This window comes from Sporichthyaceae bacterium (assembly GCA_036269075.1).
Lineage (GTDB): Bacteria > Actinomycetota > Actinomycetes > Sporichthyales > Sporichthyaceae > DASQPJ01.
Genome location: DATASX010000022.1, coordinates 21,113 through 45,472 on the forward strand (window position 1 = coordinate 21,113; position 24,360 = coordinate 45,472).

Here is a 24,360-nt window from a genome sequence, read left to right on the forward strand (position 1 = left end):
GATCAAGGACATGTCGTCCACGCCCCGCCACATCCTGACCGCCGTCGCCTGGCCCTATGCCAGCGGTCCGCGGCACATCGGTCACGTCGCCGGATTCGGCGTCCCCTCCGACGTCTTCAGCCGGTACCACCGCATGGCGGGCAACAAGGTGCTGATGGTCTCCGGCACCGACGAGCACGGCACCCCGATCCAGGTCGCCGCCGACAAGGACGGCGTGACACCCAAGCAGTTGGCCGACCGGTACTCGAAGATCATCGCCGAGGACCTGCGCGGCCTGGGCCTGTCCTACGACCTGTTCACCCGCACCTCGACGGTCAACCACTACGCGGTCGCGCAGGAGATCTTCCTCGGCCTGCACCGCAACGGCTACATCGTCGCCCGCACCACGATGGGCGCGATCTCGCCGTCGACCGGGCGCACCCTGCCGGACCGCTACATCGAGGGCACCTGCCCGATCTGCGGCTACGACGGTGCCCGCGGCGACCAGTGCGACAACTGCGGCAACCAGTTGGACCCGATCGACCTGATCAACCCGGTCAGCCGCATCAACGGCGAGACCCCGAAGTTCATCGAGACCGAGCACTTCTTCCTCGACCTGCCCGAGGTCGCGGACGCGCTCGGCTCCTGGCTGCAGACCAAGGGCGGGGACTGGCGTCCGAACGTCCTGAAGTTCTCGATGAACCTGGTCTCCGACCTCAAGCCCCGCCCGATCACCCGCGACCTCGACTGGGGCGTGCCGATCCCGCTGGACGGTTGGCGCGACCGGTCGGACAAGCGGATGTACGTGTGGTTCGACGCGGTCATCGGCTACCTGTCGGCCTCGGTCGAATGGGCTCGGCGCTCCGGCGACCCCGAGGCCTGGCGGGCCTGGTGGCAGAACCCGGATGCCCAGTCGTACTACTTCATGGGCAAGGACAATGTCCCGTTCCACACCGTGATCTGGCCGGGCATGCTGCTCGGCTACGCCGGGCGCGGCGCGAAGGGCGGCACCCCCGGTGAGTACGGCGTGCTGAACCTGCCCGACGAGGTCGTCTCCAGTGAGTTCCTGACCATGGAGGGCAAGAAGTTCTCGGCCTCGAGGTCGGTGGTGATTCTGGTCAAGGACTTCCTGGAGCGCTACCACGCGGACGCCCTGCGGTACTACCTGGCCGTGGCCGGGCCGGAGAACGCCGACACCGACTTCACCTGGTCGGAGTTCCTGCGTCGCAACAACGACGAGCTCGTCGCCGGCTGGGGGAACCTGGTCAACCGGACGATCGCGATGGCGGCGAAGAACTTCGGGGAGATCCCGCCGGCCGTCGAACTGCTCGACGTCGACCGGGCGTTGTTGGCCACCTCGTCCGCGGCCTTCGGCACGATCGGGGCCTCGCTGCGTCGGTCGCGGCAGAAGGCCGCGATAAACGAGGCGATGAGCGTGGTCGGGGCGGCGAACAAGTACCTGTCGGACACCGCGCCGTGGAAGCTCAAGGAGGACCCGGTCCGGCAGGGCACGATCCTGCACGTCGCGCTGCAGTTGGTCGACGACTGCAAGGCCCTGCTCACGCCGTTCCTGCCGCACTCCGCGCAGCGGGTCCACGAACTGCTCGGCAACACCGTCGAGTGGTCCGGGATGCCGCGGGCCGTCGAGGTGACCCAGGACGGCGGCGAGCCGTACACGGTGCTGCAGGGCGACTACACGACCGCAGCGATCTGGCGGTCGACCCCGATCGTGCCGGGCACCAAGCTGGTGGCGCCCACCCCGGTGTTCACCAAACTCGAAGACTCGATCGTGGCCGAGGAGTTGGCCCGCCTGGGTGTCGCCGAATGAGGCGGGACGTGGAGGACCGGGGGCCTATGCCGCCCGCGCCGGAGCCGTTGCCGGTCCCGGTCCCGGACGCGCACACGCACCTGGACCTGCAGGACACCGAGGTCGCCGACGCGGTGGCCGCGGCGGCCGCCGTCGGCGTCGACACGCTGATCCAGATCGGGATCGACGTGCCGTCCTCGCGCTGGTCGGCCCAAGTCGCCGCAGAGCACGACCGGGTCTGGGCGACCGTGGCGCTGCACCCCAACACCGCACCCCGCCTGGCCGATCTGGACGCCGCGGTGGCGCAGATCGACGAGTTGGCCGCATCCCCGCAGGTACGTGGAATTGGCGAGACCGGACTGGATCATTTCCGGTCCGACGAAACCCTCTGGGAAGTGCAGGCGGAGTCGTTCCGGCGGCACATAGAGATCGCGAAACGACACGCCAAGACGTTGGTGATCCATGATCGCGATGCCCACGCGGACGTGCTGCGAATTCTCCTGGAGGAGGGCGCGCCGGACCGCGTCGTCTTCCATTGTTTCTCCGGTGACGAGCAGATGGCCAAGATCTGTACGGAGCGCGGATACGTGATGTCATTCGCCGGAAACGTGACCTTCCGTAACAATCAGCACCTGCGCGATGCACTCTCCGTGGCACCTCCGGAGCTGGTTCTGGTCGAGACCGACGCGCCGTTCCTGGCCCCGTTGCCGTACCGCGGACGGCCCTGCGCGCCGTACCTGATCCCGATCACGCTGCGCGCGATGGCGCAAGTGAAAGGAGTGGACGTCGCTGAACTGGCCGGCAGCGTGGCCGCGACCGCAGAACGCATGTTCGGGCCGTTCGACCTCCCGGCCTGATCGTGGCCCAAGGGCCACTTTTGTGACATCTCTCTCATTCGTTTGTCGGATCGTTGCCCATCAGCAACAAATGCCTCGCGACACGACCCAATTTGACCTGGGCAAGAGGTGAGCAAAGGTCTGATTCAGGTTCGGGCGCCACCCCTGGGCGGGGTCGAAAGGCTCGAATACCTTCACCGGATGGGCCGGACCGGATTGATCCGACACGTCGGAGATGTCACGTCAGAGCGTTTGGCGCGGTGCGTGGCTTTTGGTTATTGTCCACCGGACAGCCGGGGTCGGACTTTGGTCTCCCAAGCACGTAATTTCCACATTGGCACCATCGGTTTCGATGCTCACCGATGGCACCAGGCGGGGTTTGCATGCTCTGGTTCGCCGTGCCCGGAGACTTCGAAGTCTGGAGAGCCGTGCTGACCCGGTTCCTTCCGCAGACCACCAAGCGTTGGCTGGTCCATGCGGTCGTGATCGCGGCCATGGTGGCCGGTGTCACGGCATTCGTCAGTTTCGACAAGACCGTCCAGCTCAGCGTGGACGGCCACACCACCCGCGTCCACACGTTCGCCTCGAGCGTGCAGGGCGTCCTGGCCCGGCAGGGCCTCAACGTCGGCGAGCACGACACGGTCGTGCCGGACCTCGACCACTCGGTGCGCGGGGGCAGCCGGATCGCCGTCCGCTTCGGTCGTCCGATCGACCTGAACCTCGACGGTCACGCCAGCCGCGTCTGGGTCACCGCCACCAGCGTCGACGAAGCTCTCGACCAACTCGGCCTGCGCGACGAGAACCTGTTCATCTCCGCCTCGCGCTCCCTGCGGATCGGCCGCTCCGGCCTGGCCCTGCGGGTGCTCAGCCCGCGCCTGGTGACGGTGATCGCCGACGGTCGGACCCGCACGCTGAACACCACCGCGGCCACGGTCCGGCAGCTGCTGATCGAGTCCGGCATCCGGCTGGACGCCGACGACCAGGTCAACTCGCAGCTGGACTCCGCCCCGGTCGAGGGCGCGACGATCCGCGTGGTCCGTATCCAGTCCAAGATCGTGACGGTGAAGGTGGACATCCCCTTCCCGGTCCAGCAGATCAAGGACCCCTCGATGTCCCCGTGGGAGACGAAGGTCCTCACCCCGGGCGTGACCGGCGTGAAGCTGCTCACGTTCAAGCTGCTCAGCCGCGACGGCAAGCAGACCGGCAAGGACACCCTGGCCAGCCAGGTGCTGCGCCAGCCGGTCACCCAGGTCGAGAAGGTGGGCACCAAGCCGACCAAGTACGCGGCCACCGGCGAGGAGCACATGAACTGGTCCTCGCTCGCCAAGTGCGAATCCGGCGGCGACCCGCACTCGACCAACGGTGGTGCCGGGAACTACTACGGGCTCTACCAGTTCAGCCCTGACACGTGGCACTCGGTCGGCGGCAAGGGTCGTCCGAACCAGGCCCCGCCGGAGGAGCAGACCTACCGGGCCCAGCAGCTCTACAAGCGCGAGGGCGCCCATCCCTGGCCGGTCTGCGGCCGCCATCTGCACGACAGGTGAGCGAGCCTGCGAGTGAACCAATTTCACAGTGGCCACCAACATCCTGCCCGCACCGATAGGCGAAGGTGCGCCGGTGACGCAGCAGGCTTCCGGCAATGACCTGCTCGGCCCCGCCGCGATCCGCGAGATCGCGGACCGGCTCGGGCTGCGGCCCACCAAGAGCCTGGGCCAGAACTTCGTGGTCGACGCGAACACCGTGCGCCGCATCGTGCGGGCCGCCGGGGTCGGGCCGGGTGACGTCGCGCTGGAGGTCGGCCCCGGGCTCGGGTCGCTGACGTTGGCGCTGTTGGCGGTGGTGGCCTCGGTGACGGCGGTGGAGATCGACCCGGTGCTCGCCGGGGAGTTGCCGCAGACCGTCGCGCGGCTGGCTCCCGAGGCCGCGCCGCGACTACGGGTGGTCCAGGCTGACGCGATGCGGATGTCGGTCGACCTGCCCGGGCCGGCGCCGACCGCACTGGTGGCCAACCTGCCCTACAACGTGGCCGTCCCGGTGCTGCTGCACGTGCTGGAGACGTTCCCGACCGTGCGGACCGCGCTGGTGATGGTGCAGGCCGAGGTCGCCGAGCGGTTGGCCGCCGACCCGGGCAGCCGGGTCTACGGGGTGCCGTCGGTCAAGGCGCGCTGGTACGCCGAGGTGTCCCGGGCCGGATCGGTGGGCCGGTCGGTGTTCTGGCCGGCGCCGCGGGTCGACTCCGGGTTGGTCCTGCTGCGCCGCCGGCCGGAGCCGGACGCGGACCGACGGGCCACCTTCGCCGTGATCGACGCCGCGTTCGCCCAGCGCCGCAAGACGTTGCGGGCCGCACTGGCGGGCTGGGCCGGCAGCGCCGCGGCGGCCGAGATTGCCTTGCGCGCGGCCGGCGTGGATCCCGGCGCGCGGGGCGAGGATCTCGACGTCGGCGACTTCGCGCGGGTGGCGGCCTGTCGTCCCGGATAGCCTGCCGGGGACTCGGGTTTCGACAAGCACTACGGGTTTCGGTCAGCACAGCGGGAGGGGGCGCCATGTCGGTCATCACTGTGCGCGCACCCGCGAAGGTGAATCTCCAGCTGTCGGTCGGCCCCCCGCGCCCGGACGGCTACCACGACCTGCTCAACGTCTTCCAGGCCGTCTCGCTGCACGACGAGGTCAGCGCCGAGGATGCCGAGGACTTCACGGTCTCGGTCGTCGCCGCGTCCGGGGGGCCGGACCTGAGCGGGGTGCCCGAGGACGGGAACAACCTGGCGCTGCGTGCGGCCCGACTCCTGGCCGAGCGCACCGGGATCTGTGACGGTGTCCGGCTGCGGATCCGTAAGGCGATTCCGGTGGCGGCCGGGATGGCCGGTGGCAGCGCGGACGCCGCGGCCGCGTTGGTGGCCTGCGACGCGCTGTGGCAGACCCACCTGCGGCGGGAGGAGCTCACCGGGTTGGCCGCGCAGTTGGGCGCCGACGTGCCGTTCGCCTTGCTGGGCAACACCGCCGTCGGGGTCGGGCGCGGCGACGTGCTCTCCCCGGTGCTCGGCCGCGGCCAGTTCCACTGGGTGTTCGCGCTGGCCGACCACGGGCTGTCGACCCCGGCCGTCTACGCGGAGTGCGATCGCCTGCGCGAGGTCGACCCGGACTGGACGAAGGACTTGCGGGAGGAGGTCGACCCCGGACTGCTGGCGGCGCTGCGGTCCGGCGACGCGCCCGCGCTCGGTGCGGCGTTGTACAACGACTTGACCGCGGCGGCGTTGTCGCTGAGCCCGCGCCTGGCCGACACGTTGGCGCTGGGCCCGGAGCAGGGCGCGTTGGGCTCGATCGTGTGCGGCAGCGGGCCGACGTGCGCGTTCCTGGTCTCCTCGGCCGCGGCCGCCCTGGACCTGGCGGTGGCATTGACCGCGATGGGGCTGTGCCGGGACGTGAAACGCGCGGTGGGACCGGTCGGCGGCGCCCGATTGCTCGGCGGCATCGCTGCATGAGCGAGCTTGCGAGCGAACAAATGTCACAGTGTCAGCCGACCCCGAACGCGCGCGAACGAACGCAGGCACGCCGGTGAGCAACCTGGTCAACCTGGTCAACTTGGAGTCGGTCGGGAAGTCCTACGGGCCGACGATGCTGCTCGACGCGGTCTCGGCCGGGATCGCCGTCGGCGACCGCATCGGGGTCGTCGGGCGCAATGGCGCGGGCAAGTCGACGCTGCTGCGGCTGATTGCCCGCGTCGAGGCGCCGGACTCGGGCCGGGTTACCCACGTCAGCGGGCTGCGGGCCGCGGTGCTCACCCAGCGCGACGAGCTGGACCCGACGCTGACCATCCGGCAGGCCGTCGTCGGCGACCGGGCGGAGCACGACTGGGCCGGTGAAGCCGCGGTGCGCGACGTGTTCACCGGATTGCTCGGGGGCGTCGACGTCCCGGGCTTCACCGACGGCCTGGACACGGTCGTGGGCACGTGCTCGGGCGGCGAGCGCCGCCGGGTCGCGTTGGCCCGCGAGCTCATCCGGCCGCTGGACCTGCTGTTGCTCGACGAGCCGACCAACCACCTCGACGTCGAGGGCATCTCCTGGCTCGCCGCACATCTGACGAAGCGTCAGGGCGCACTGCTGGTCGTCACCCACGACCGCTGGTTCCTCGACGAGGTGTGCACCCGCACCTGGGAGGTCGTCGACGAAGAGGTGCAGGCCTACGACGGCGGTTACGCCGCCTACGTGCTGGCCAAGTCCGAACGCGCCCGGGTGGCCGCGGCCACCGAGGCCCGACGGGCCAACCTGATGCGCAAGGAGCTGGCCTGGCTGCGGCGCGGCCCGCCGGCGCGGACCAGCAAACCGCGCTTCCGGATCGACGCGGCCAACGCGCTGATCGCCGACGAACCGCCGGCTCGCGACACGTTGGAGCTGGCGAAGTTCGCCGTCGCCCGGCTGGGCCGGACCGTCTACGAGCTGGAGAACGTCACGCTGTCGGCCGGCCCCAAGCGGCTGCTCGACAACGTCACCTGGGCGGTCGGCCCGGGGGAGCGGATCGGCGTGGTCGGGATCAACGGCAGCGGCAAGACCTCGCTGCTTCGGCTGCTGATCGACGAGCTGGCGGCGGAGTCCGGCAAGGTCGTGCGCGGCGCGACGGTGCGGGTGGCCTACCTCTCGCAGGAGGTGGTCGAGCTCGACCCGACCGACCGGGTGCTGGCCTCGGTCGAACGGATCGCCCGCTCGATCACCGTCGGCAAGGACGAGCGCAGCGCCTCGGACCTGCTGGAGCGCTTCGGGTTCACCGGCGACCGGCAGTGGGCGCCGATCGGCGACCTGTCCGGCGGCGAACGCCGGCGGCTGCAGGTGCTGCGGCTGCTGATGACCGGACCGAACGTGCTGCTGCTCGACGAGCCGACCAACGACCTCGACATCGAGACGTTGACCGTGCTCGAGGACGTCCTGGACGGCTGGGCCGGCTCGTTGTTGGTGGTCAGCCACGACCGGTACTTCCTGGAGCGGACCACCGACACGATCGTGGCGCTGCTCGGCGACGGGCGGCTGCGGATGCTGCCCAACGGGGTCGACGAGTACCTCCAGCGCCGGGCCGCGCTTGAGCAGACCGAAGTCAAGCGGGCGGCCCCGCCGCCGAAGGAGAAGACCCCGGCGGCCGATTCCCGGACCGCCCGCAAGGACTTGCTGCGCATCGAACGTCAGCTGGAGAAACTCGCGCGCCAGGAGGACAAGCTCCACCTCGCGATGACCGAGCACGCCTCCGACCACGTCAAGGTCACCGCCCTCGACGCCGACCTGCGCGCCCTGCTGGCCGAGCGGGCGCAACTCGAGGAGGAGTGGCTCACCGCCGCCGAGGCCGCCGAGGGCTGACCCGCCCCGCCCCGCAGAACACCCCACTTCTGCTGCCTGTCCCACCTATGCCAGGCCCGGAATAGGTGGGACAGGCAGCAGAAGTCGCGGATGTTGGGGGCCGGGGCGCTCAGGTCGGGTTGTCGAAGGGCGCGACGAGGTCGCGCAGGGTGCCGGCCAGGGCCTCACGCTGGCGGGCCGGCAGCCCGGCCAGCAGGTCCTGCTCGTGGCGCAGCAGGTCGGTCAGGGCCTCGTCGACGGTCTTGCGCCCCTCGACGGTGAGCACGACCAGCACACCGCGTCGGTCGTGCGGGTCGGCCTCACGCCGGACCAGGCCGCGCTCGGCCAGGCGGTCGATGCGGTTGGTCATCGTCCCGGAGGTGACCAGGGTCTGGTTGATCAGCGCCCCCGGCGACATCCGGTAGGGCGGGCCGGTACGGCGCAGCGCGGAGAGCACGTCGAACTCCCACTGCGCCAGGCCGTGGGCGGCGAACGCGGTTCGGCGGGCGCGGTCGAGGTGGCGGGCGAGCCGGCTGACCCGGCTGAGCACCTCCAGCGGGCCGACATCCAGGTCCGGTCGCTCGCGGCGCCAGGCGGCGACCAGCCGATCGACCTCGTCCTCCATCGATCAACCATATCTTGACGTCGAGACAACGCCCTGGTCGCGACGGCAATCCGTGGGGCCGTCCGGGCGCGAATCCTGCGGCGCCCGGCACCGCTGGTCGGTGGTCCGGAACGCGATCCGGAACTTTCAGCCCGAGGGATACCGTGGTCACCGATCTGCGTACGGCGGTAGCCACCCGGCGTTCACCGAACGCGGTCGTGGCGGTCACGGTCGGGCTGGTCTACTTGTCGGCGGGCGTGGTCGCGCTCGCCGTGCGGGTCGGGCGGGCGATGGCGACGGCCGGCCCGGCCTCCGACGTGGGACTGCTCACGTTGTCGGTGCAGCTCGCGTTCAGCTGGGTACTTTTCCTGGCACCGGCGGCCGGGTGGGCGAAACTCAGCAATACCGTTGTTGGCGCGTCATACCTGCTCGTGGGCTTAGCCTTGGAGTCGCTGCCGGACGTGGGTCCTGGACTGCTCACCTTGAATCACCCGGAGAATGTGGTCCACCTGGCCACTGCCGCTCTCCTCTTCGGGTTCGGTCGTACCCAGGACTGACCCGTACTGCGCACCACCCGCCGCTCGCCGCTCCAGGGCAGGAGACCTACACCACTGATGACGACGACTGTCGCTCCCGCCGAGTCCGCGCCGGTGATGAGCGCCACCATGGGTGGCGAAAGCAAGGGCTGGCTCGAGCAGGCCACGTTGGCCCTGTTCATCCTGGTCCCGTTGCTTGCAGTGGCGGCCGCAGTACCCGTCATGTGGGGGTGGGGCCTGTCCTGGCGCGACGTGGTGATCGCCGGGGTCTGGTACCTGGTCACCGGGTTCGGCATCACGGTCGGCTACCACCGGTACTTCACCCACGCATCGTTCCGGGCCAAGCGCCCGCTGCGGATCGCGCTGGGGATCATGGGCAGTCTGGCCGTCGAGGGCCCGTTGGTGCGCTGGGTGTCCGACCACCGCAAGCACCACCAGCACTCGGACAAGGCCGAAGACCCGCACTCGCCGTGGGCCTACGGGGGCGGCCTGGTCGGCTTGACCCGCGGCCTCTACCACGCGCACGTCGGGTGGTTGTTCGACGAGGAGCAGACCCCGCAGCAGAAATACGCCCCGGACCTGCTGGCCGACCCCGACATCGTCAAGGTCTCCCGGCACTTCCCGACCTGGGTCGCGGTGTCGACGCTGGTACCGCCGCTGATCGGCGGCCTGTGGTCGTGGTCCTGGCAAGGGGCCCTGTCGGCGTTCTTCTGGGCCTCGTTGATCCGCATCGCGGTGCTGCACCACGTGACCTGGTCGATCAACTCGATCTGCCACGTGGTCGGCCGACGCCCGTTCCGCAGTCGCGACAAGTCCGGGAACGTGTGGTGGCTCTCGCTGCTCTCCTTCGGTGAGTCCTGGCACAACCTGCACCACGCCGAGCCCACCTCGGCCCGGCACGGGGTCCTGCGCGGCCAGATCGACACCAGCGCCAGACTCATCTGGATCTTCGAGAAGTTCGGCTGGGCCAGTCACGTCCGGTGGCCGGACCCGGCACGTCTCGCGGCGCGCCGGATCGGCGCTTCGGACGGCTGATGTCCGAGGCCCCGAGCACCGGCGGCCGGGTACGGATGACCGGCAAGGAACGGCGCGAACAACTTCTCGACGTCGGCCGGCGCCTGTTCGCCGAGCGCGGCTTCGAGGGCACGTCGGTGGAGGAGATCGCCGCGAAGGCCGGCGTGTCCAAGCCGGTGGTCTACGAGCACTTCGGCGGCAAGGAAGGCCTCTACGCGGTCGTCGTCGACAGGGAGATGCGGTTCCTGCAGGACCGCCTGACCAGCGCGTTGGCCCACGGCCAGGGCCGGGAACTGCTCGAGCAGGCGGCGCTGGCGTTGCTGGAGTACATCGAGACCTCGCCCGACGGCTTCCGGATCCTGGTCCGCGACTCCCCGGTGGCGCAGTCCACAGGCACGTTCGCCAGCCTGATCTCGGACGTGGCCAGCCAGGTCGAGCACATCCTGATCGCCCAGTTCGCCGAGCGCGGCTTCAACGCAAAGCTTGCGCCGATGTACGCGCAGATGCTCGTCGGAATGGTCGCGCTGACCGGGCAGTGGTGGCTCGACGTCCGTAAGCCCAAACGCGCCGAGGTGGCCGCGCACCTGGTGAATCTGGCCTGGAACGGGCTGGCCGGGCTGGAGGACAAGCCCACGTTGAGCGGCGACCCGCGGACCGCCTCAGCCAAGTGAACGGGGAGCCGCGGGCCTTGTGGTTGGCTCCGCGTATGCCCTCCCGTCCGCGTTCGGCCGCTGTCACGGTCACCGTCGCCCTGTGCCTCGGCCTGTCCGCCTGCGGCAGCTCCGGCGGCAAGTCCGTCGTCGCCCCGCCGCCGAGCCCGACGGCCCAACCCGCCTCGGCGACCCCGGCGACGAGTGAGTCCGCGTCACCGGGCTCGGATTCCGCGAGGAAGCTCACCGCCGCCGGGGTGCTCCTCGCCGCCGACGTGCCCGGCTTCACCGGGGAGTCCCAGCCCCCACAGAGCAGCGCCGAGAACGCCACCGAGGACGCCCTGTACAAGTGCCTCGGCCTGTCGAGCCCGAAGTTCCTCGATCGCAATCCGGGCACCGAGTTCTCCACGGACAACCCGGACACCGACATCGACACCAACGCTGACCTGGTGGACTCCGCAGCCGCGGCCCACGACCTCGCACGCGCCGCGACGGGGCAGTCCGGGCCCGGTTGCTACCAGACCTACTTCCAGAGCCGGTACACCGCCGAGGGCGACAAGATCGCCGGACTGACGGTGACCCCGGTGACCGTCTCGGTCCCGGGCAGCGACTCCGTGTTCGCCCTCCACGTGGTCGGCGCCACCACCGGCGACGACGACTCCGGCCCGTTCGACACCTATGTGATCACCGCCGCCCACGGGCAGGCGGAGGTCACGATCAACTACACGGTCAACGGCTCCGCGAAGGCGTCCTCGGACGACGCGGCTCGTCTCGCCGAGGTCGTCGTCAACCGGGTCAAGGCGGCCGCCGCCGCATGAACGAGCGCAGCGAGCGAATCAATGTCACAGTGTCCGCCACCCCTGGACCACCACCGGCGAACGAAGGTGCGCCGGCAAGCGAGCGCAGCGAGCGAATCAATGTCACAGTGTCCGCCACCCCTGGACCACCACCGGCGAACGAAGGTGCGCCGGCAAGCGAGCGCAGCGAGCGAATCAATGTCACAGTGTCCGCCGTCTCCGACTCGCGGTCGGAATCGATGGTGCGCCGCTGAGCAGTCCGTCCGATGGATGGATCGGCGGTCAACGCGCGCGGCGGACCAAGTAACGTCAGCCGTGCGACGTTCCCGGGTCGTCTAAGGGCAGGACAATGGGTTTTGGTCCCATCTATAGGGGTTCGAATCCTCTCCCGGGAGCTACGAGGGTCGGAAGGGCGATTCCGGGGTGACCGAGCGCAGCGAGCAGGTTTCGGTGGTCGTGCTGGCCGCCGGCGAGGGCACCCGGATGCGGTCGGCAACTCCCAAGGTGCTGCACCGGATCGGCGGCCGCTCGCTGTTGGGTCACGCGCTGGCGGCGGTCGACGGGTTGGGCCCGGGCCGGGTGGTCGTGGTCATCGGTCACGGCCGCGACGCGGTCCGGGAGCACCTGGCCGCGATCGCCCCGGCGGCGTTCGCGGTCGTCCAGGAGCAGCGCAACGGCACCGGCCACGCGGTCCGGGTGGCCTGCGAAGAGGTACCGCCGGACCCGGCCGCGATCGTTCTGGTCGTCTGCGGCGACACGCCGTTGTTGCGTACCCAGACGTTGGCGACGTTGCTCGCCGAGCATGAGCGGGAACGCGCGGCGGTGAGCGTGCTCACCGCCGCTGTGGCCGACCCGACCGGCTACGGGCGCATCGTCCGCGACTCCTCCGGCAGGGTGACGCAGATCGTCGAGCACCGCGAGGCCACCGCGCAGCAGTTGGCGATCGATGAGGTGAACTCCGGCGTCTACGCGTTCCACGCCGGGTTCCTGACGCAGGCGCTGGGCCGGCTGTCCACCGCCAACAGCCAGGGCGAGCAGTACCTGACCGATGTGGTGGGCCTGGCCCGGGCGGCGGGGGAGACGGTGCTCGGCGTCCGGGCGCACGACGCCCGCGAGATCCTCGGCGTCAACGACCGGGTGCAACTGGCCGCGTTGGGCGCCGAGCTGAACCGCCGCGTCGTCGAGGACTGGATGCGCGCCGGGGTGACGGTGATCGACCCGGCCAGCACCTGGATCGACGTCGGCGTGCACCTGGAGCCGGACGCGGTCGTGTGCCCGAACACCCAGCTGCACGGGGCCACCCGGGTGGCGGCCGGCGCGGTGATCGGCCCCGGCACGACGCTCACCGACTGCCTCGTCGGCCCGGGCGCCGAGGTTCTGTCCAGCTACGCCACGCAGGCCGAGATCGGTGCCGGTGCGCACGTCGGGCCGTTCAGCTTCCTGCGGCCCGGGACCCGGCTCGGGCCGGACGCGAAGGCCGGGGCGTTCGTGGAGATCAAGAACTCCATCGTGGGCGCAGGTTCGAAGGTGCCCCACCTGTCCTACGTCGGCGACGCCGAGATCGGCGTCGGCGTCAACATCGGCGCGGCCACTGTCTTCGTCAACTACGACGGCGTCGCCAAGCACCGGACCACCGTCGGCGACCACGTCCGAGTGGGAAGTGACACCATGTTGGTGGCGCCGCTGACTCTGGGCGCCGGTTCGTACACGGCCGCGGGATCGGTGATCACGCAGGACGTGCCCCCCGGAGCGCTGGCCGTGGGCCGGGGCACCCAGCGCAACATCGAGGGCTGGGTGGAACGAAAGCGGCCCGGGAGCGCGGCGGCGACCGCTGCAGCGGCCGCCGAGAAATCTACGACGGATGATCTGGAGCGCGCTGAATGACGGGCATCACCACCACCGGTGAGCGCAAGCTGCTCGTGATTGGCGGGCGCGCCTACCCGGAACTGGCTGCCGAGATCGCCGAGAACCTCGGGATCGAACTGACCCCGACCACGGCGCACGACTTCGCCAACGGCGAGATCTACGTGCGCTTCCAGGAGTCGGTCCGCGGCGCGGACACTTTCGTGATCCAGTCGCACGCCCAGCCGATCAACCAGTGGATCATGGAGCAGTTGCTCATGGTCGACGCGTTGAAGCGGGCGTCGGCCAAACGAATCACCGTGGTGATCCCGTTCTACGGCTACTCGCGGCAGGACAAGAAGCACAAGGGCCGCGAGCCGATCTCCGCGCGGCTGCTCGCCGACCTGTTCAAGACCGCCGGTGCCGACCGACTGATCTCGGTCGACCTGCACACCGCGCAGATCCAGGGCTTCTTCTCCGGCCCGGTCGACCACCTGTTCGCGCTGCCGCTGCTGGCCCGCTACGTCGGCAACCGGGTCGACCGCGAGCGCCTGACGGTGGTCTCCCCGGACGCCGGCCGGGTCCGGGTGGCCGACATGTGGACCGACCGGCTGGGCTGCCCGCTGGCGATCGTGCACAAGCGACGCGATCCGAACGTCGCGAACCAGGTCACGGTCCACGAGGTGGTCGGCGAGGTCGAGGGCCGCACCTGCGTGCTCGTCGACGACATGATCGACACCGCCGGGACCATCACCGCGGCCGCCGACGTCCTTTTCGCGCAGGGCGCGGCCGATGTGATCGTGGCCGCCACGCACCCGATCCTGTCCGGCCCCGCGGTCGATCGGCTCAAGAACTCCCGCATCTCCGAGGTCGTCGTGACGAACACGCTGCCGATCGAGGACGAGCGCCGGTTCGACAAGCTGACGGTGCTCTCGATCGCGCCGCTGATCGCGCGCGCGATCCGTGAGGTGTTCGACGACGGCTCAGTTACCAGCCTGTTCGAAGGGCACGGCTGAGACTCAGGTAGGCTTCCGGGGTTGCCCGGCGAGGTTGGCTCTGCGCCTGCGTTATCGACGGTGCGCGTCGGCCCGCCGTTGCGCCCGCTGCCGAGCAGCGCTCGTACTTAGTCGACCCGCAATCGTAAGCAGCTAAAGGAGTTCCGCCGTGTCCGAGGTACCCATCAGTGCCGAGACCCGCTCCGAGTTCGGCAAGGGTGCCGCCCGCAGGATCCGCCGCGACCATCGCGTTCCCGCGGTGCTGTACGGGCACGGCAACGCCCCGCGGCACATCTCGCTGCCCGGCCACGAGCTCATGCAGGCGCTCAAGACGGCCAACGTGCTGCTGAGCATCACGTTGGAGGGCAAGGCCGAACTGGCCATCCCGAAGGACATCCAGCGCGACCCGATCAAGGGCTTCCTCGAGCACGTCGACCTGCTGGTCGTGCGTCTCGGCGAGAAGGTCAAGGTCGAGGTCGCCCTGCACGTCGTCGGCACCGCGGCCCCGGACAGCCTGGTCGTCACCGAGCTCAACACCCTCGAGGTGCTGACCGAGGCCACGCACATCCCGACCGGCTTCGACGTCGACATCAGCGGGCGCCCGATCGGGTCGCAGATCCTGGCCAAGGAGGTCGTCCTGCCGGCCGGCGTCGAGCTGATCACGGACCCGGAGCACCTGGTCGTGAACATCACCGCGCAGCGCAGCGAGGAGCAGGTCGACGCCGAGTTGACCGCCGCCGAGGCCGAGGTCGGCATCGAGCGCGACGAGCCCGAGGCGGAGGCCGCCGAGACCGCCGAGGCCGCTGCCACGGACGAACCCGCGGCGGAGTAGGGACCCCGACCGAAACGCGGCGCCATGTCGACCGAGGACCGCTGGTTGGTCGTCGGCCTGGGGAATCCAGGCCCGCAGTACCTGGCCAACCGGCACAACATCGGCTTCCTGGTGATCGACGTTCTCGCCGACCGTGCACGGGCGTCCCTGAAGGGACACAAGGCGCACGCCGAGGCGGCTGAGGCTCGACTGGGCGGGCCGGGCGGCACCCGAGTGGTGCTCGCCCGGCCGCGCTCGTACATGAACGAGTCCGGCGGTCCGGTCTCCGGGTTGGCCAAGTACTACGAGATCCCGGCCGAGCGGATTGTCGTCATCCACGACGAGCTGGATCTGCCGTTCGCGGCGCTGCGGCTGAAGTTCGGCGGCGGCGACAACGGCCACAACGGGCTGAAATCGATCCGCCGCTCGCTGGGTACCGGCGACTTCCACCGGGTCCGCTTCGGTATCGACCGCCCGCCCGGCCGGATGGACGCGGCCGCCTACGTGCTGCGCGACTTCTCCTCCACCGAACGCAAGGACCTCGACCTGGAGATCGACCGGGCCGCGGACGCCGTCGAGATGCTGATCGGCGAGGGCCTCGAGAAGGCCCAGAACACCTTCAACGGCTGACGCCCACCGCCACGAAGTCGATGAGCTCCTCGACGCGGCCGATCAGTTCCGGCTCCAGGTCGGTCCAGGAGCGCACGCCGCCGAGGATCCGTTTCCACGCCAGGTGCGGCTCGACATGCCAGCCGAGCGCCTCCAGCACGCCTTCCTTCCACGGCCGCCCGGGCGGGACGGTCGGCCAGGCCCGGATACCCACCGCGACCGGTTTGACGGCCTGCCAGATGTCCACGAACGAGTGCCCGACGACCAGCACGTGCGGTGAGCGGATCGAGGCGGCGATCCGGGACTCCTTGCTGCCGGGCACCAGGTGGTCGACCAGCACCCCGAGCCGCCGGGTCGGTTCCGGGGCGAACTCGGCGACGATCTCCGGCAGGTGGTCGACGCCTTCCAGGTATTCGACGACCACACCCTCGATGCGTAGGTCGTCGCCCCAGACCTTCTCGACCAGTTCGGCGTCGTGCTTGCCCTCGACGTAGATTCGGCTCTCCCGAGCGACCCGGGCGCGGACCCCGGCCACTGCCACCGAGCCGGACGCGGTCCGGGTGGGCCGGCTCGGCCCCGCGGACTGCGGTGCGACCAACGTCACCGGCGCGCCGTCGATCAGGTAGCCCGGGCCTAGTGGAAACACCCGTCGGCGCCCCAGCCCGTCCTCGAGCGTGACCAGGTGGCCGCCGGGGCCCTTCTCCCGGCCGACCACCGCACCGCAGAACCCGCTCTCGGCCTCCTCGACCACCAGGTCGTCGGCAGCGGCCACCTCGGGCACGACCTTGGGGCGGCGCCAGTTACCGGCCAGTGGGTCCTCGGAGTAGCGGTCCATCGCCGCACGGTAATGCCGAGCGCCGCCCAGTAGACTTAGCACTCGCCGGTGGACAGTGCTGATCGGCGGGGAACACGGCGGACGAGGAGGTGCGGAATGCTCGACGACCGCAAACTCGCCGTGCTGCGGGCCATCGTGCAGGACTACGTCTCCACCGAGGAGCCGGTCGGCTCCAAGAGCCTGGTGGACCGCCACAACCTCGGGGTCTCCCCGGCCACCATCCGTAACGACATGGCCGCGCTGGAGGAGGAGGGCTACATCGCTCAGCCGCACACCAGCGCCGGGCGCATCCCGACCGACAAGGGCTACCGGCTCTACGTCGACCGGTTGGCCGGCGTGCGGCCGCTGACGCAGGCCGAGCGGCGCGCGATCGGGCAGTTCCTGGCGGAGGCGGTCAACCTCGACGACGTCGTCGACCGCACTGTGCGACTGCTGGCGCAGTTGACCCGGCAGGTCGCGGTCGTGCAGTACCCCTCGCTGTCCGGCGCCGCGGTGCGCCACCTGGAGCTGCTCTCGATCGCGCCCGGGCGCGTGATGATCGTGCTGATCACCGACACCGGTCGGGTCGAGCAGCGGGTCGTCGACGTGCCGGTGCTCAGCTCCGACGACGTCGTCGCGGACCTACGGGCCCGGCTGAACGCGGCGATGGACGGCAAGCGGCTGCCCGACGCGGACGCGGCGGTCGTCGCCTTGCACACCCAACTGGGCCCCCCCGAGCGACAGACCGACGGGCAGGCGGTGGCCGGCCTGGTCCGCGCGCTGCGGGAGATGATCGACGACAGCCGGGAGCAGCGTGTGGTGCTGGCCGGCGCGGCCAACCTGACTCGCTCCGGCCACGACTTCACGGACTCGCTGCCGCAGGTCCTGGAGGCGTTGGAGGAACAGGTCGTGCTGATGCGGCTGCTCGGTGAGACGGCGACCGCCGAGGTCACCGTCCGCATCGGGGCCGAGACGGCGGTGGCAGGGTTGACCGGGACGTCGATCGTCGCGTCCGGGTACGGGCGCGGTGAGACCACCGCCCGCCTCGGGGTGATCGGCCCGACGCGGATGGACTATCCGGGGACGATGGGAGCGGTTCGCGCAGTGGCACGGTACGTCGGAGACATTGTTTCGCCCGAGGCGCCACATGCCTGACTACTACGCGGTCCTGGGCGTCTCCCGCACCGCCGACGGCGAAACGATCAAGAAGGCGTACCGCAAGCTGGCGATGGCGCTGCATCCGGACCGCAACCCGGACCCGAAGGCGCAGGAGCAGTTCAAGAACGTCACCGCGGCCTACGAGGTCCTCTCCGACCCCCAGAAGCGTCAGATGTACGACCTGGGCGCCGATCCGCTGTCGGCCGGCGGCGGTGCCCCGGGTGGCTTCGGCGGCGCGGCGGGCTTCGCGTTCAGCGACATCATGGACGCGTTCTTCGGCGGCCAGGGCAATGCGCGCGGCCCGCGCAGCCGGGTGCAGCGCGGCCAGGACGCGATGATCCGGCTGGAGATCGAGCTGGCCGAGTCCGCGTTCGGCGCGACCCGCGAGATCCAGATCGACACTGCCGCGGTCTGTGGCCGGTGCCGCGGCGAGGGGTGTGCGCCGGGCACGCACCCGACCCGGTGCGACATGTGCGGCGGGCGCGGCGAGATCCAGTCGGTGCAGCGGTCGTTCCTGGGCCAGGTCATGACATCCCGGCCGTGCAGCCAGTGCCGCGGGTTCGGTGAGGTGATCAGCTCACCGTGCACCGAGTGCGACGGCGAGGGCCGGGTGCGCAGCCGGCGCACGATGAAGGTGAAGATCCCGGCCGGCGTCGACACCGGCACCCGGATCCAGCTGGCCGGCGAGGGCGAGGTCGGGCCCGGTGGCGGCCCACCCGGCGACCTGTACGTCGAGATCATCGAGAACCCGCACCCGCACTTCACCCGCCAGGGCGACGATCTGCACTGCACGGTCACGCTGCCGATGACGGCCGCGGCGCTGGGCACCACGATCGGGATCGAGACCCTCGACGGCCCGTACACAATGGTCATCCGCCCGGGCACCCAGTCCGGGAAGCTGGAACGGCTGACCGCGCGCGGCATCCCGCACCTGCGGTCCACCGGCCGCGGCGACCTGATCGTGCACCTCGAGGTGCTGACCCCGACCAAGCTCGACGAGATGCAGGAGCAAATGCTGCGCGAGTTGGCCCGCGTGCGCGGCGAGGAGCAGCCCACGGGCAATCTGAAGACCGGTCAGCCGGGCCTGTTCTCCAAGATCCGCGACGTCTTCGGCAGCCGCTGAGCAGCCAGCCCGCCCTGCCGCGCCCACCGAATTTGGCCATCCTCTGCTGCCTGTCCCACCTATCAGCGCCGCTGGATAGGTGGGACAGGCAGCAGAAGTCGGGGGTTGGGAGGTGTCGGTGAGGCCGCCAATGTTCCTGGTGGGTGAGGTGCCGGCGACCGGGGCTTTCCGGCTGACCGGTCCGGAGGGACGGCACGCCGCGAAGGTGCGGCGGATGCGGGTCGGGGAGCGGCTCGAACTCGGCGACGGTGCCGGGACGATCGGCGAGGCTGTCGTCACCGAGGTGCTGCCGGAGGGGCTGTCGGTCGCGGTCCAGGCCGTGCGCTTCGTCGCGGAGCCGACGCCGCGACTGGTCGTCGCCCAGGCGTTGGCGAAGGGCGACCGCGCCGAGGCCGCGGTCGAGATGATGACCGAGGTCGGGGTCGACGCGATCGTGCCGTGGGCTGCGGCCCGTTCGGTCGTCCAGTGGTCGGGGGAGCGTGGCGAACGGGCGCGGGCGCGCTGGGCAGCGCACGCTCGGGAGGCTGCCAAGCAGGCGAGTCGGGCCTGGGTGCCGGGCGTCGAGGCCCTGGTCGACACCGAGGCGCTGACGGCACGGATCGAGAACGCCGCCCTGGCCGTCGTGCTGCACGAGAGCGCCACCGATCCGCTGACCGCGGTGCCGCTGCCGGAGGTCGGTGAGGTGCTGCTGGTCGTCGGCCCGGAGGGGGGCGTGGCGGACGAGGAACTGACCGCATTTCAGAAATCCGGGGCGCGGGTGTGCCGGCTGGGACCGGAGGTGCTCCGGACCTCGACGGCCGGCGTGGTGGCGTTGGCCGTAATCTCGGCCCGGACCCGTCGTTGGCACCACACCTGAAAGACACTGCTGGACCGACCGTCAGGGGGTATCCGAATGACCGACTGCCTGTTCTGCAAGATCGTCGCGGGTGAGATCCCGGCCAAGATCGTCGCGGAGACCGCCGACACCGTCGCGTTCCGTGACATCAACCCGCAGGCGCCGGTGCACGTCCTGGTGGTCCCGCGGGAACACCACGTCGACATCGCCGCGATGGCCGCCGCCGACCCCGCCCTGGCCGGACGGGTGGCCGCCGACGCGGCCGCGGTGGCGCAGGCTGAGGGTGTCGGCGAGGCCTTCCGGCTGGTGTTCAACACCGGCGCGGCCGTCGGGCAGAGCGTGTTCCACGTGCACGGGCACGTGCTCGGCGGACGTTCGTTCACCTGGCCGCCCGGGTGACGATCTGCCGGCTTTCGCCCCTGGACCACTAGAATCGGACCGATGGCAGAGACCGCAACGTCGTCACATCGCATCGTGGTGCCCCCGGCAGTGTCGATGGTCGGTCTGCTGGGCACCGCGGACGAGTACCTGCGGACGATCGAAGGCGCGTTCCCAACCCTGGATTTCCTGGCCCGCGGCAACGAGATCACCGTGACCGGTCCGCCGTCCGACGTGGCGCTGGTCGAGCGGCTGTTCGACGAACTCGTAGTGGTCCTGCGCACCGGGGCGCCGCTGTCCACCGACTCGGTGACGCGCTCGATCCAGATGCTGCGGGCCGACACCGTCGAGCGCCCGGCCGACGTGCTGACCGCCGACATCCTGTCCCACCGTGGCCGCTCGATCCGCCCGAAGACGCTTAATCAGAAGCGCTACGTCGACGCGATCGACAAGTTCACGATCACGTTCGGCATCGGCCCGGCCGGCACCGGAAAGACCTACCTGGCGGTCGCGAAGGCGGTCCAGGCGCTGCAGTCCAAGCAGGTCAGCCGGATCATCCTGACCCGCCCGGCGGTCGAGGCCGGCGAACGGCTCGGGTTCCTGCCCGGCACGCTCTACGAGAAGATCGACCCCTACCTGCGCCCGCTCTACGACGCGCTGCGCGACATGCTCGACCCCGAGACCGTGCCGCGGCTGATCACCGACGGGGTCATCGAGGTGGCGCCGCTGGCGTACATGCGGGGCCGGACGTTGAACGACGCGTTCATCATCCTCGACGAGGCGCAGAACACCTCGCCGGAGCAGATGAAGATGTTCCTGACCCGCTTGGGTTTCGGCTCGAAGATCGTGGTCACCGGCGACGTCACGCAGATCGACCTGCCGGCGGGGACCTCCAGCGGGTTGAAGGTGGTCCAGCAGATCCTGGACGGCGTGCGCGACGTCCATTTCGCCTGGCTGACCAGCACCGACGTCGTCCGGCACCGGTTGGTCTCCGACATCGTCGACGCCTACGGCCGCTGGGACGCGTCCCGGGTGGGCGAGTCCTCCACCCGTACGGCTCGGGGGCGACGGTGAACGTCGACATCTGCAACGAATCAGGTCATGACTTCGACGTCGAGGACTTGCTGGACCTGGTGCGGCACGTGCTGGACGAGATGGGCATCCACCCGCAGGCGGAACTGTCGCTGCTGCTTGTCGATGCGGCGGCGATGGAACGGCTGCATGTGCAGTGGATGGACGAGCCCGGTCCGACCGACGTGCTTGCGTTCCCGATGGACGAGCTGCGCCCCGGCCGGCGCGACGAGCCCACAGAGGACCCGGGCCTGCTCGGCGACGTCGTGCTGTGCCCGGAGGTCGCCGAACGTCAGGCCAAGGAGGCCGGGCACTCGACCGCCGACGAACTGCATCTGCTCTGCACCCACGGGATCCTGCACCTGCTCGGCTACGACCACGTCGACGCCGAGACCGAGGAGGAGATGTTCGCCGAGCAGCGCAGGCTGCTGGCCGGGTGGCGGGCGGCGCGGGCGGCCGGGTAGACCGCCATGGGTTCCGATCTCGGACTGATGCTGCTCGCCGTCGCGCTGATCGCGATCGCCGGGCTCTTCGCCGCCATGGAGGCGGCCATCTCGCGGTTGTCCCGCTCGCGCGTGGAGGAGCTGACCCGGGAGAACCGGCGCGGTGTGGACAAGCTGCGCCGGATCATGGAGGACACCCCGCGGTACCTGAACCTGGTGCTGCTGGTGCGCGTGGCCTGCGAGGTCACCGCCTGTGCCGTGGTGGCGGTGATCGCGGCGACCCGGCTGGACCGATGGGCCGCGGTCGGCGTCGCGGCGGCGGTCATGGTGGTGGTGTCGTACGTGGTCGTTGGGGTGTCGCCCAGGACCGTCGGGCGGCAGCACGCCGGTGGCGTCGGGCTGATCGCGGCGGCGCTGCTGCCGCCGCTGGCCGTGTTCTTCGGCCCGGTGCCGAAGCTGCTGATCCTCCTCGGAAACGCCGTCACACCCGGAAAAGGCTTCCGCGAAGGCCCGTTCGCCTCCGAGGCGGAGCTGCGCGACCTGGTCGACCTGGCGGCCGAGGAGTCACGGGTCATCGAGGACGACGAGCGGCGCATGGTCCACTCGGTGTTCGAACTGGCCGACACGATCGTGCGCGAGGTCATGGTCCCGCGCACCGACATGGTGTTCATCGAGCGTGACAAGACCCTGCGCCAGGCGCTCTCGCTCGCCCTGCGCAGCGGGTTCTCCCGGATCCCGGTGGTCGGTGAGGACAAGGACGACATCGTCGGGGTGATCTACCTCAAGGACCTGGTACGACGCACCCACGACCACCGCGCCGCCGAGAACAATGAACTGGTCGAGTCCGTGATGCGCCCGGCGACGTTCGTGCCGGACTCCAAACCGGTCGACGAGCTGCTCAAGGAGATGCAGCTGACGCAGAGTCACATCGCGATCCTGGTTGACGAGTACGGCGGTACCGCGGGCCTGGTCACAATGGAGGACCTCGTCGAGGAGATCGTCGGGGAGATCGCCGACGAGTACGACCGGGAGCGGCCGGTGATCGAGCCGCTGGCCGACGGTTCCTCGCGGGTCAGCGCACGGCTGGGCGTCGAGGAACTCGGTGAGCTTTTCGGCAAGGAGATCACCGACGAGGACGTTGACACCGTCGGCGGCCTGCTCGCCAAGTACCTCGGCCGGGTCCCGATCCCGGGCTCCGAGGTCGTGGTCGAGGGCCTGCGGCTGTACGCGGAGAGCACCGGCGGCCGGCGCAACCGGATCAGCACGGTCCTGGTCACCGTTGAGCCCGAGCCGGCCGACGAGACCGAGCCGGCCGAGCACGAGCACGCCTGATCGGGCCGGCTAGGCTCGTCTCGTGAGCGAGCTCGGGGATGAGGACAGCAAGCTGGTGACGTTGGCCCGCGCGGTGCGCGCGCGCAACGGAGCGGTCGAGGGCGCCGCGGTGCGTGACGACACCGGACGGACCTACGCGGCCACCCCGGTCGTGCTGCCGTCGTTGTCGGTCAGCGCCGTTCAGGCCGCCGTGGTCATGGCGATCGCCAGCGGGGCACGGGGACTGGAAGCGGCCGCACTGGTCACCCCGGCCGACAAGATCCCGGAGGACGACCGGGCCGTGGTCCGCGAGTTCGGCGGCCCGGCGGCGCCGCTGCACCTGCTCGCCACCGACGGGACGCTGCGGGTGAGCGTCACCGGTTGAGCGCCGACCGTGACCGCGACGCGACTGGTCGAGCCCGGAATGCTCGGCCACGGGACGCGAGCGGTCGGCCGCTCGAGCGGCGGGCTCGCGGGATCGAGCGGGCCCCGGACGACGTAGTTCTCCAGCCGGCTCAAGCGCTCGCGGAGGCGGAGCGGCTTCTTGCCGCGGGGGAGCCCTTCGCGGCGCATGACGTTCTCGAGGGGACCTGGAAATCGCGGCGTGCGGTCGGAGCGGATGACACCGCTCGCTGGCAGGGGCTGGCGCAGATTGCAGTCGGGCTGACGCACCTGCAGCGAGGGAATGCGGTTGGCGCGGCACGACTGCTGGAACGCGGGGCGGAGAATGCGGGGCCAGGCGAATTCAGCGCATGGGCCCTTCGCCTCGCGGCGGCGATTTCTGGTGATGACGAGAAGGCTGCATCGGGATTGCTGGATTCTCGGCCGAATTTGACTGATGGTTCGTGAACGGGCGTCACCAAAACGGGCACCTCATCGGACCGCGCCGAAATAATGGCGGTGCGGAGGTACCTGTGCCAGCAACGGCGCAGGACGCGCGGTCGGCTGGAGATCGTCTCGGGACGCTCGCTGGCGGCGCGGTCGGCGACGGCGTGGGGGTGGACGGATCGGCTCCGGTTGGGGCGCGGCGGATGTGCCTCAGGGGGCAAGATTTTAGCCACCTGTCTCGGCGCGGGGCCCTTACCGCACAGCCACATCGGGCGCCTTCGGTCGGGCGGGAGAACACCGCCCGACGCCGATCAGCTTACGTGGCTGTGCGGTCCCGCACCGAGACAGGACACCGGCCAGAATCTTGGATCCGCGCCCCGCTTTCGTGCGGATTCGTTTTCCGGTTCGCCGGTTTTTGTCGGTGGCCTCGAATAATATTGGGTCATGGATAACGCGGTGCTCGAGTCGGTCTCGGAATTCGAGACAGCTCTGACCGTTGCGCGGAAATACCTCGAGAATGATTTGTGGTCCTGCAGTGGTGGGCAGGTCGTCGAACTGTTGCGGGACTGGCATCAGGTTCGGGCCCAGATCGAGTCGGTC

The 24,360-nt window shown here is 70.1% G+C and carries 24 protein-coding genes and 1 tRNA gene; 23 read left to right on the forward strand and 2 right to left on the reverse strand.

Annotated elements, in window-relative coordinates; all coding sequences use genetic code 11:
- The first annotated feature begins 10 nt into the window (after nt 1-10).
- The 6 genes from metG to VHU88_04620 all read left to right on the forward strand — a co-directional run bounded on the left by metG (nt 11) and on the right by VHU88_04620 (nt 7,962).
- Complete coding sequence (metG, locus tag VHU88_04595; protein HEX3610944.1) at nt 11-1,807, forward strand: methionine--tRNA ligase; 1,797 nt, start codon at nt 11-13, stop codon at nt 1,805-1,807.
- An 8-nt stretch (nt 1,808-1,815) separates the two neighbouring features.
- Complete coding sequence (locus tag VHU88_04600; protein HEX3610945.1) at nt 1,816-2,643, forward strand: TatD family hydrolase; 828 nt, start codon at nt 1,816-1,818, stop codon at nt 2,641-2,643.
- A 362-nt stretch (nt 2,644-3,005) separates the two neighbouring features.
- A complete protein-coding gene (locus VHU88_04605) occupies nt 3,006-4,166 on the forward strand; it encodes a ubiquitin-like domain-containing protein (protein ID HEX3610946.1) in 1,161 nt (386 codons plus the stop codon).
- Between the two features lie 73 nt (nt 4,167-4,239).
- On the forward strand, nt 4,240-5,100 hold the full coding sequence (rsmA, locus tag VHU88_04610) for a 16S rRNA (adenine(1518)-N(6)/adenine(1519)-N(6))-dimethyltransferase RsmA (GenBank protein ID HEX3610947.1): 861 nt from the start codon (nt 4,240-4,242) through the stop codon (nt 5,098-5,100).
- Nucleotides 5,101-5,165: 65 nt separating this feature from the next.
- A complete protein-coding gene (locus VHU88_04615; GenBank protein HEX3610948.1) occupies nt 5,166-6,101 on the forward strand; it encodes a 4-(cytidine 5'-diphospho)-2-C-methyl-D-erythritol kinase in 936 nt (311 codons plus the stop codon).
- 73 nt (nt 6,102-6,174) lie between these two features.
- Nucleotides 6,175-7,962, forward strand: coding sequence for an ABC-F family ATP-binding cassette domain-containing protein (locus VHU88_04620; GenBank protein HEX3610949.1), 1,788 nt, complete (start codon nt 6,175-6,177; stop codon nt 7,960-7,962).
- Between the two features lie 109 nt (nt 7,963-8,071).
- On the opposite strand, the gene VHU88_04625 is transcribed toward VHU88_04620, so the two are convergent.
- Nucleotides 8,072-8,566: a MarR family transcriptional regulator gene (locus VHU88_04625; GenBank protein ID HEX3610950.1), complete on the reverse strand. Its 495-nt coding sequence runs from the start codon at nt 8,564-8,566 to the stop codon at nt 8,072-8,074.
- A gap of 143 nt (nt 8,567-8,709) precedes the next feature.
- Here VHU88_04625 and VHU88_04630 point away from each other — a divergent pair, with 143 nt between their 5' ends.
- The 9 genes from VHU88_04630 to pth all read left to right on the forward strand — a co-directional run bounded on the left by VHU88_04630 (nt 8,710) and on the right by pth (nt 15,820).
- Nucleotides 8,710-9,102: a hypothetical protein gene (locus VHU88_04630; protein ID HEX3610951.1), complete on the forward strand. Its 393-nt coding sequence runs from the start codon at nt 8,710-8,712 to the stop codon at nt 9,100-9,102.
- A 57-nt stretch (nt 9,103-9,159) separates the two neighbouring features.
- On the forward strand, nt 9,160-10,116 hold the full coding sequence (locus VHU88_04635; protein HEX3610952.1) for an acyl-CoA desaturase: 957 nt from the start codon (nt 9,160-9,162) through the stop codon (nt 10,114-10,116).
- The gene (locus VHU88_04640; protein HEX3610953.1) at nt 10,116-10,766 is read left to right on the forward strand and encodes a TetR/AcrR family transcriptional regulator; all 651 of its coding nucleotides are present in this window, start codon (nt 10,116-10,118) and stop codon (nt 10,764-10,766) included. Before VHU88_04635 ends, VHU88_04640 begins: the two co-directional genes overlap by 1 nt.
- A 35-nt stretch (nt 10,767-10,801) precedes the next feature.
- Nucleotides 10,802-11,563, forward strand: a complete 762-nt coding sequence (locus tag VHU88_04645; GenBank protein ID HEX3610954.1) for a hypothetical protein — start codon at nt 10,802-10,804, stop codon at nt 11,561-11,563.
- Nucleotides 11,564-11,866: 303 nt separating this feature from the next.
- Nucleotides 11,867-11,937 (forward strand) — tRNA-Gln (locus tag VHU88_04650).
- A 28-nt stretch (nt 11,938-11,965) separates the two neighbouring features.
- Nucleotides 11,966-13,426, forward strand: coding sequence for a bifunctional UDP-N-acetylglucosamine diphosphorylase/glucosamine-1-phosphate N-acetyltransferase GlmU (gene glmU, locus VHU88_04655; protein ID HEX3610955.1), 1,461 nt, complete (start codon nt 11,966-11,968; stop codon nt 13,424-13,426).
- Nucleotides 13,423-14,400, forward strand: a complete 978-nt coding sequence (locus tag VHU88_04660) for a ribose-phosphate diphosphokinase (protein ID HEX3610956.1) — start codon at nt 13,423-13,425, stop codon at nt 14,398-14,400. The genes glmU and VHU88_04660 overlap by 4 nt, the downstream gene beginning before the upstream one ends.
- Nucleotides 14,401-14,548: 148 nt before the next feature.
- On the forward strand, nt 14,549-15,211 hold the full coding sequence (locus VHU88_04665; GenBank protein HEX3610957.1) for a 50S ribosomal protein L25/general stress protein Ctc: 663 nt from the start codon (nt 14,549-14,551) through the stop codon (nt 15,209-15,211).
- A gap of 24 nt (nt 15,212-15,235) precedes the next feature.
- Nucleotides 15,236-15,820, forward strand: a complete 585-nt coding sequence (gene pth / locus VHU88_04670) for an aminoacyl-tRNA hydrolase (GenBank protein ID HEX3610958.1) — start codon at nt 15,236-15,238, stop codon at nt 15,818-15,820.
- Here the strand turns inward: pth and VHU88_04675 are convergent.
- Nucleotides 15,810-16,634 (reverse strand): DUF3097 domain-containing protein, encoded by an 825-nt coding sequence (locus tag VHU88_04675; protein ID HEX3610959.1) that lies wholly within the window; start codon nt 16,632-16,634, stop codon nt 15,810-15,812. The genes pth and VHU88_04675 overlap by 11 nt on opposite strands.
- 96 nt (nt 16,635-16,730) lie before the next feature.
- Between VHU88_04675 and hrcA the strand changes: the two genes are divergently transcribed.
- From hrcA to VHU88_04715, 8 genes are all read left to right on the forward strand, one after another.
- Complete coding sequence (hrcA, locus tag VHU88_04680) at nt 16,731-17,768, forward strand: heat-inducible transcriptional repressor HrcA (protein HEX3610960.1); 1,038 nt, start codon at nt 16,731-16,733, stop codon at nt 17,766-17,768.
- Nucleotides 17,761-18,894, forward strand: a complete 1,134-nt coding sequence (gene dnaJ, locus VHU88_04685) for a molecular chaperone DnaJ (protein HEX3610961.1) — start codon at nt 17,761-17,763, stop codon at nt 18,892-18,894. The genes hrcA and dnaJ overlap by 8 nt, the downstream gene beginning before the upstream one ends.
- A 118-nt stretch (nt 18,895-19,012) precedes the next feature.
- A complete protein-coding gene (locus VHU88_04690; protein HEX3610962.1) occupies nt 19,013-19,750 on the forward strand; it encodes a 16S rRNA (uracil(1498)-N(3))-methyltransferase in 738 nt (245 codons plus the stop codon).
- A gap of 36 nt (nt 19,751-19,786) precedes the next feature.
- Entirely contained in the window at nt 19,787-20,128 is a 342-nt protein-coding gene (locus VHU88_04695) for an HIT domain-containing protein (GenBank protein ID HEX3610963.1), read from the forward strand.
- 42 nt (nt 20,129-20,170) lie between these two features.
- Complete coding sequence (locus VHU88_04700; GenBank protein ID HEX3610964.1) at nt 20,171-21,181, forward strand: PhoH family protein; 1,011 nt, start codon at nt 20,171-20,173, stop codon at nt 21,179-21,181.
- Nucleotides 21,178-21,642: an rRNA maturation RNase YbeY gene (gene ybeY / locus VHU88_04705; protein HEX3610965.1), complete on the forward strand. Its 465-nt coding sequence runs from the start codon at nt 21,178-21,180 to the stop codon at nt 21,640-21,642. Before VHU88_04700 ends, ybeY begins: the two co-directional genes overlap by 4 nt.
- Before the next feature lie 6 nt (nt 21,643-21,648).
- A complete protein-coding gene (locus tag VHU88_04710; protein HEX3610966.1) occupies nt 21,649-22,953 on the forward strand; it encodes a hemolysin family protein in 1,305 nt (434 codons plus the stop codon).
- A gap of 22 nt (nt 22,954-22,975) precedes the next feature.
- The gene (locus VHU88_04715; protein HEX3610967.1) at nt 22,976-23,317 is read left to right on the forward strand and encodes a cytidine deaminase; all 342 of its coding nucleotides are present in this window, start codon (nt 22,976-22,978) and stop codon (nt 23,315-23,317) included.
- Nucleotides 23,318-24,360: the final 1,043 nt, after the last annotated feature.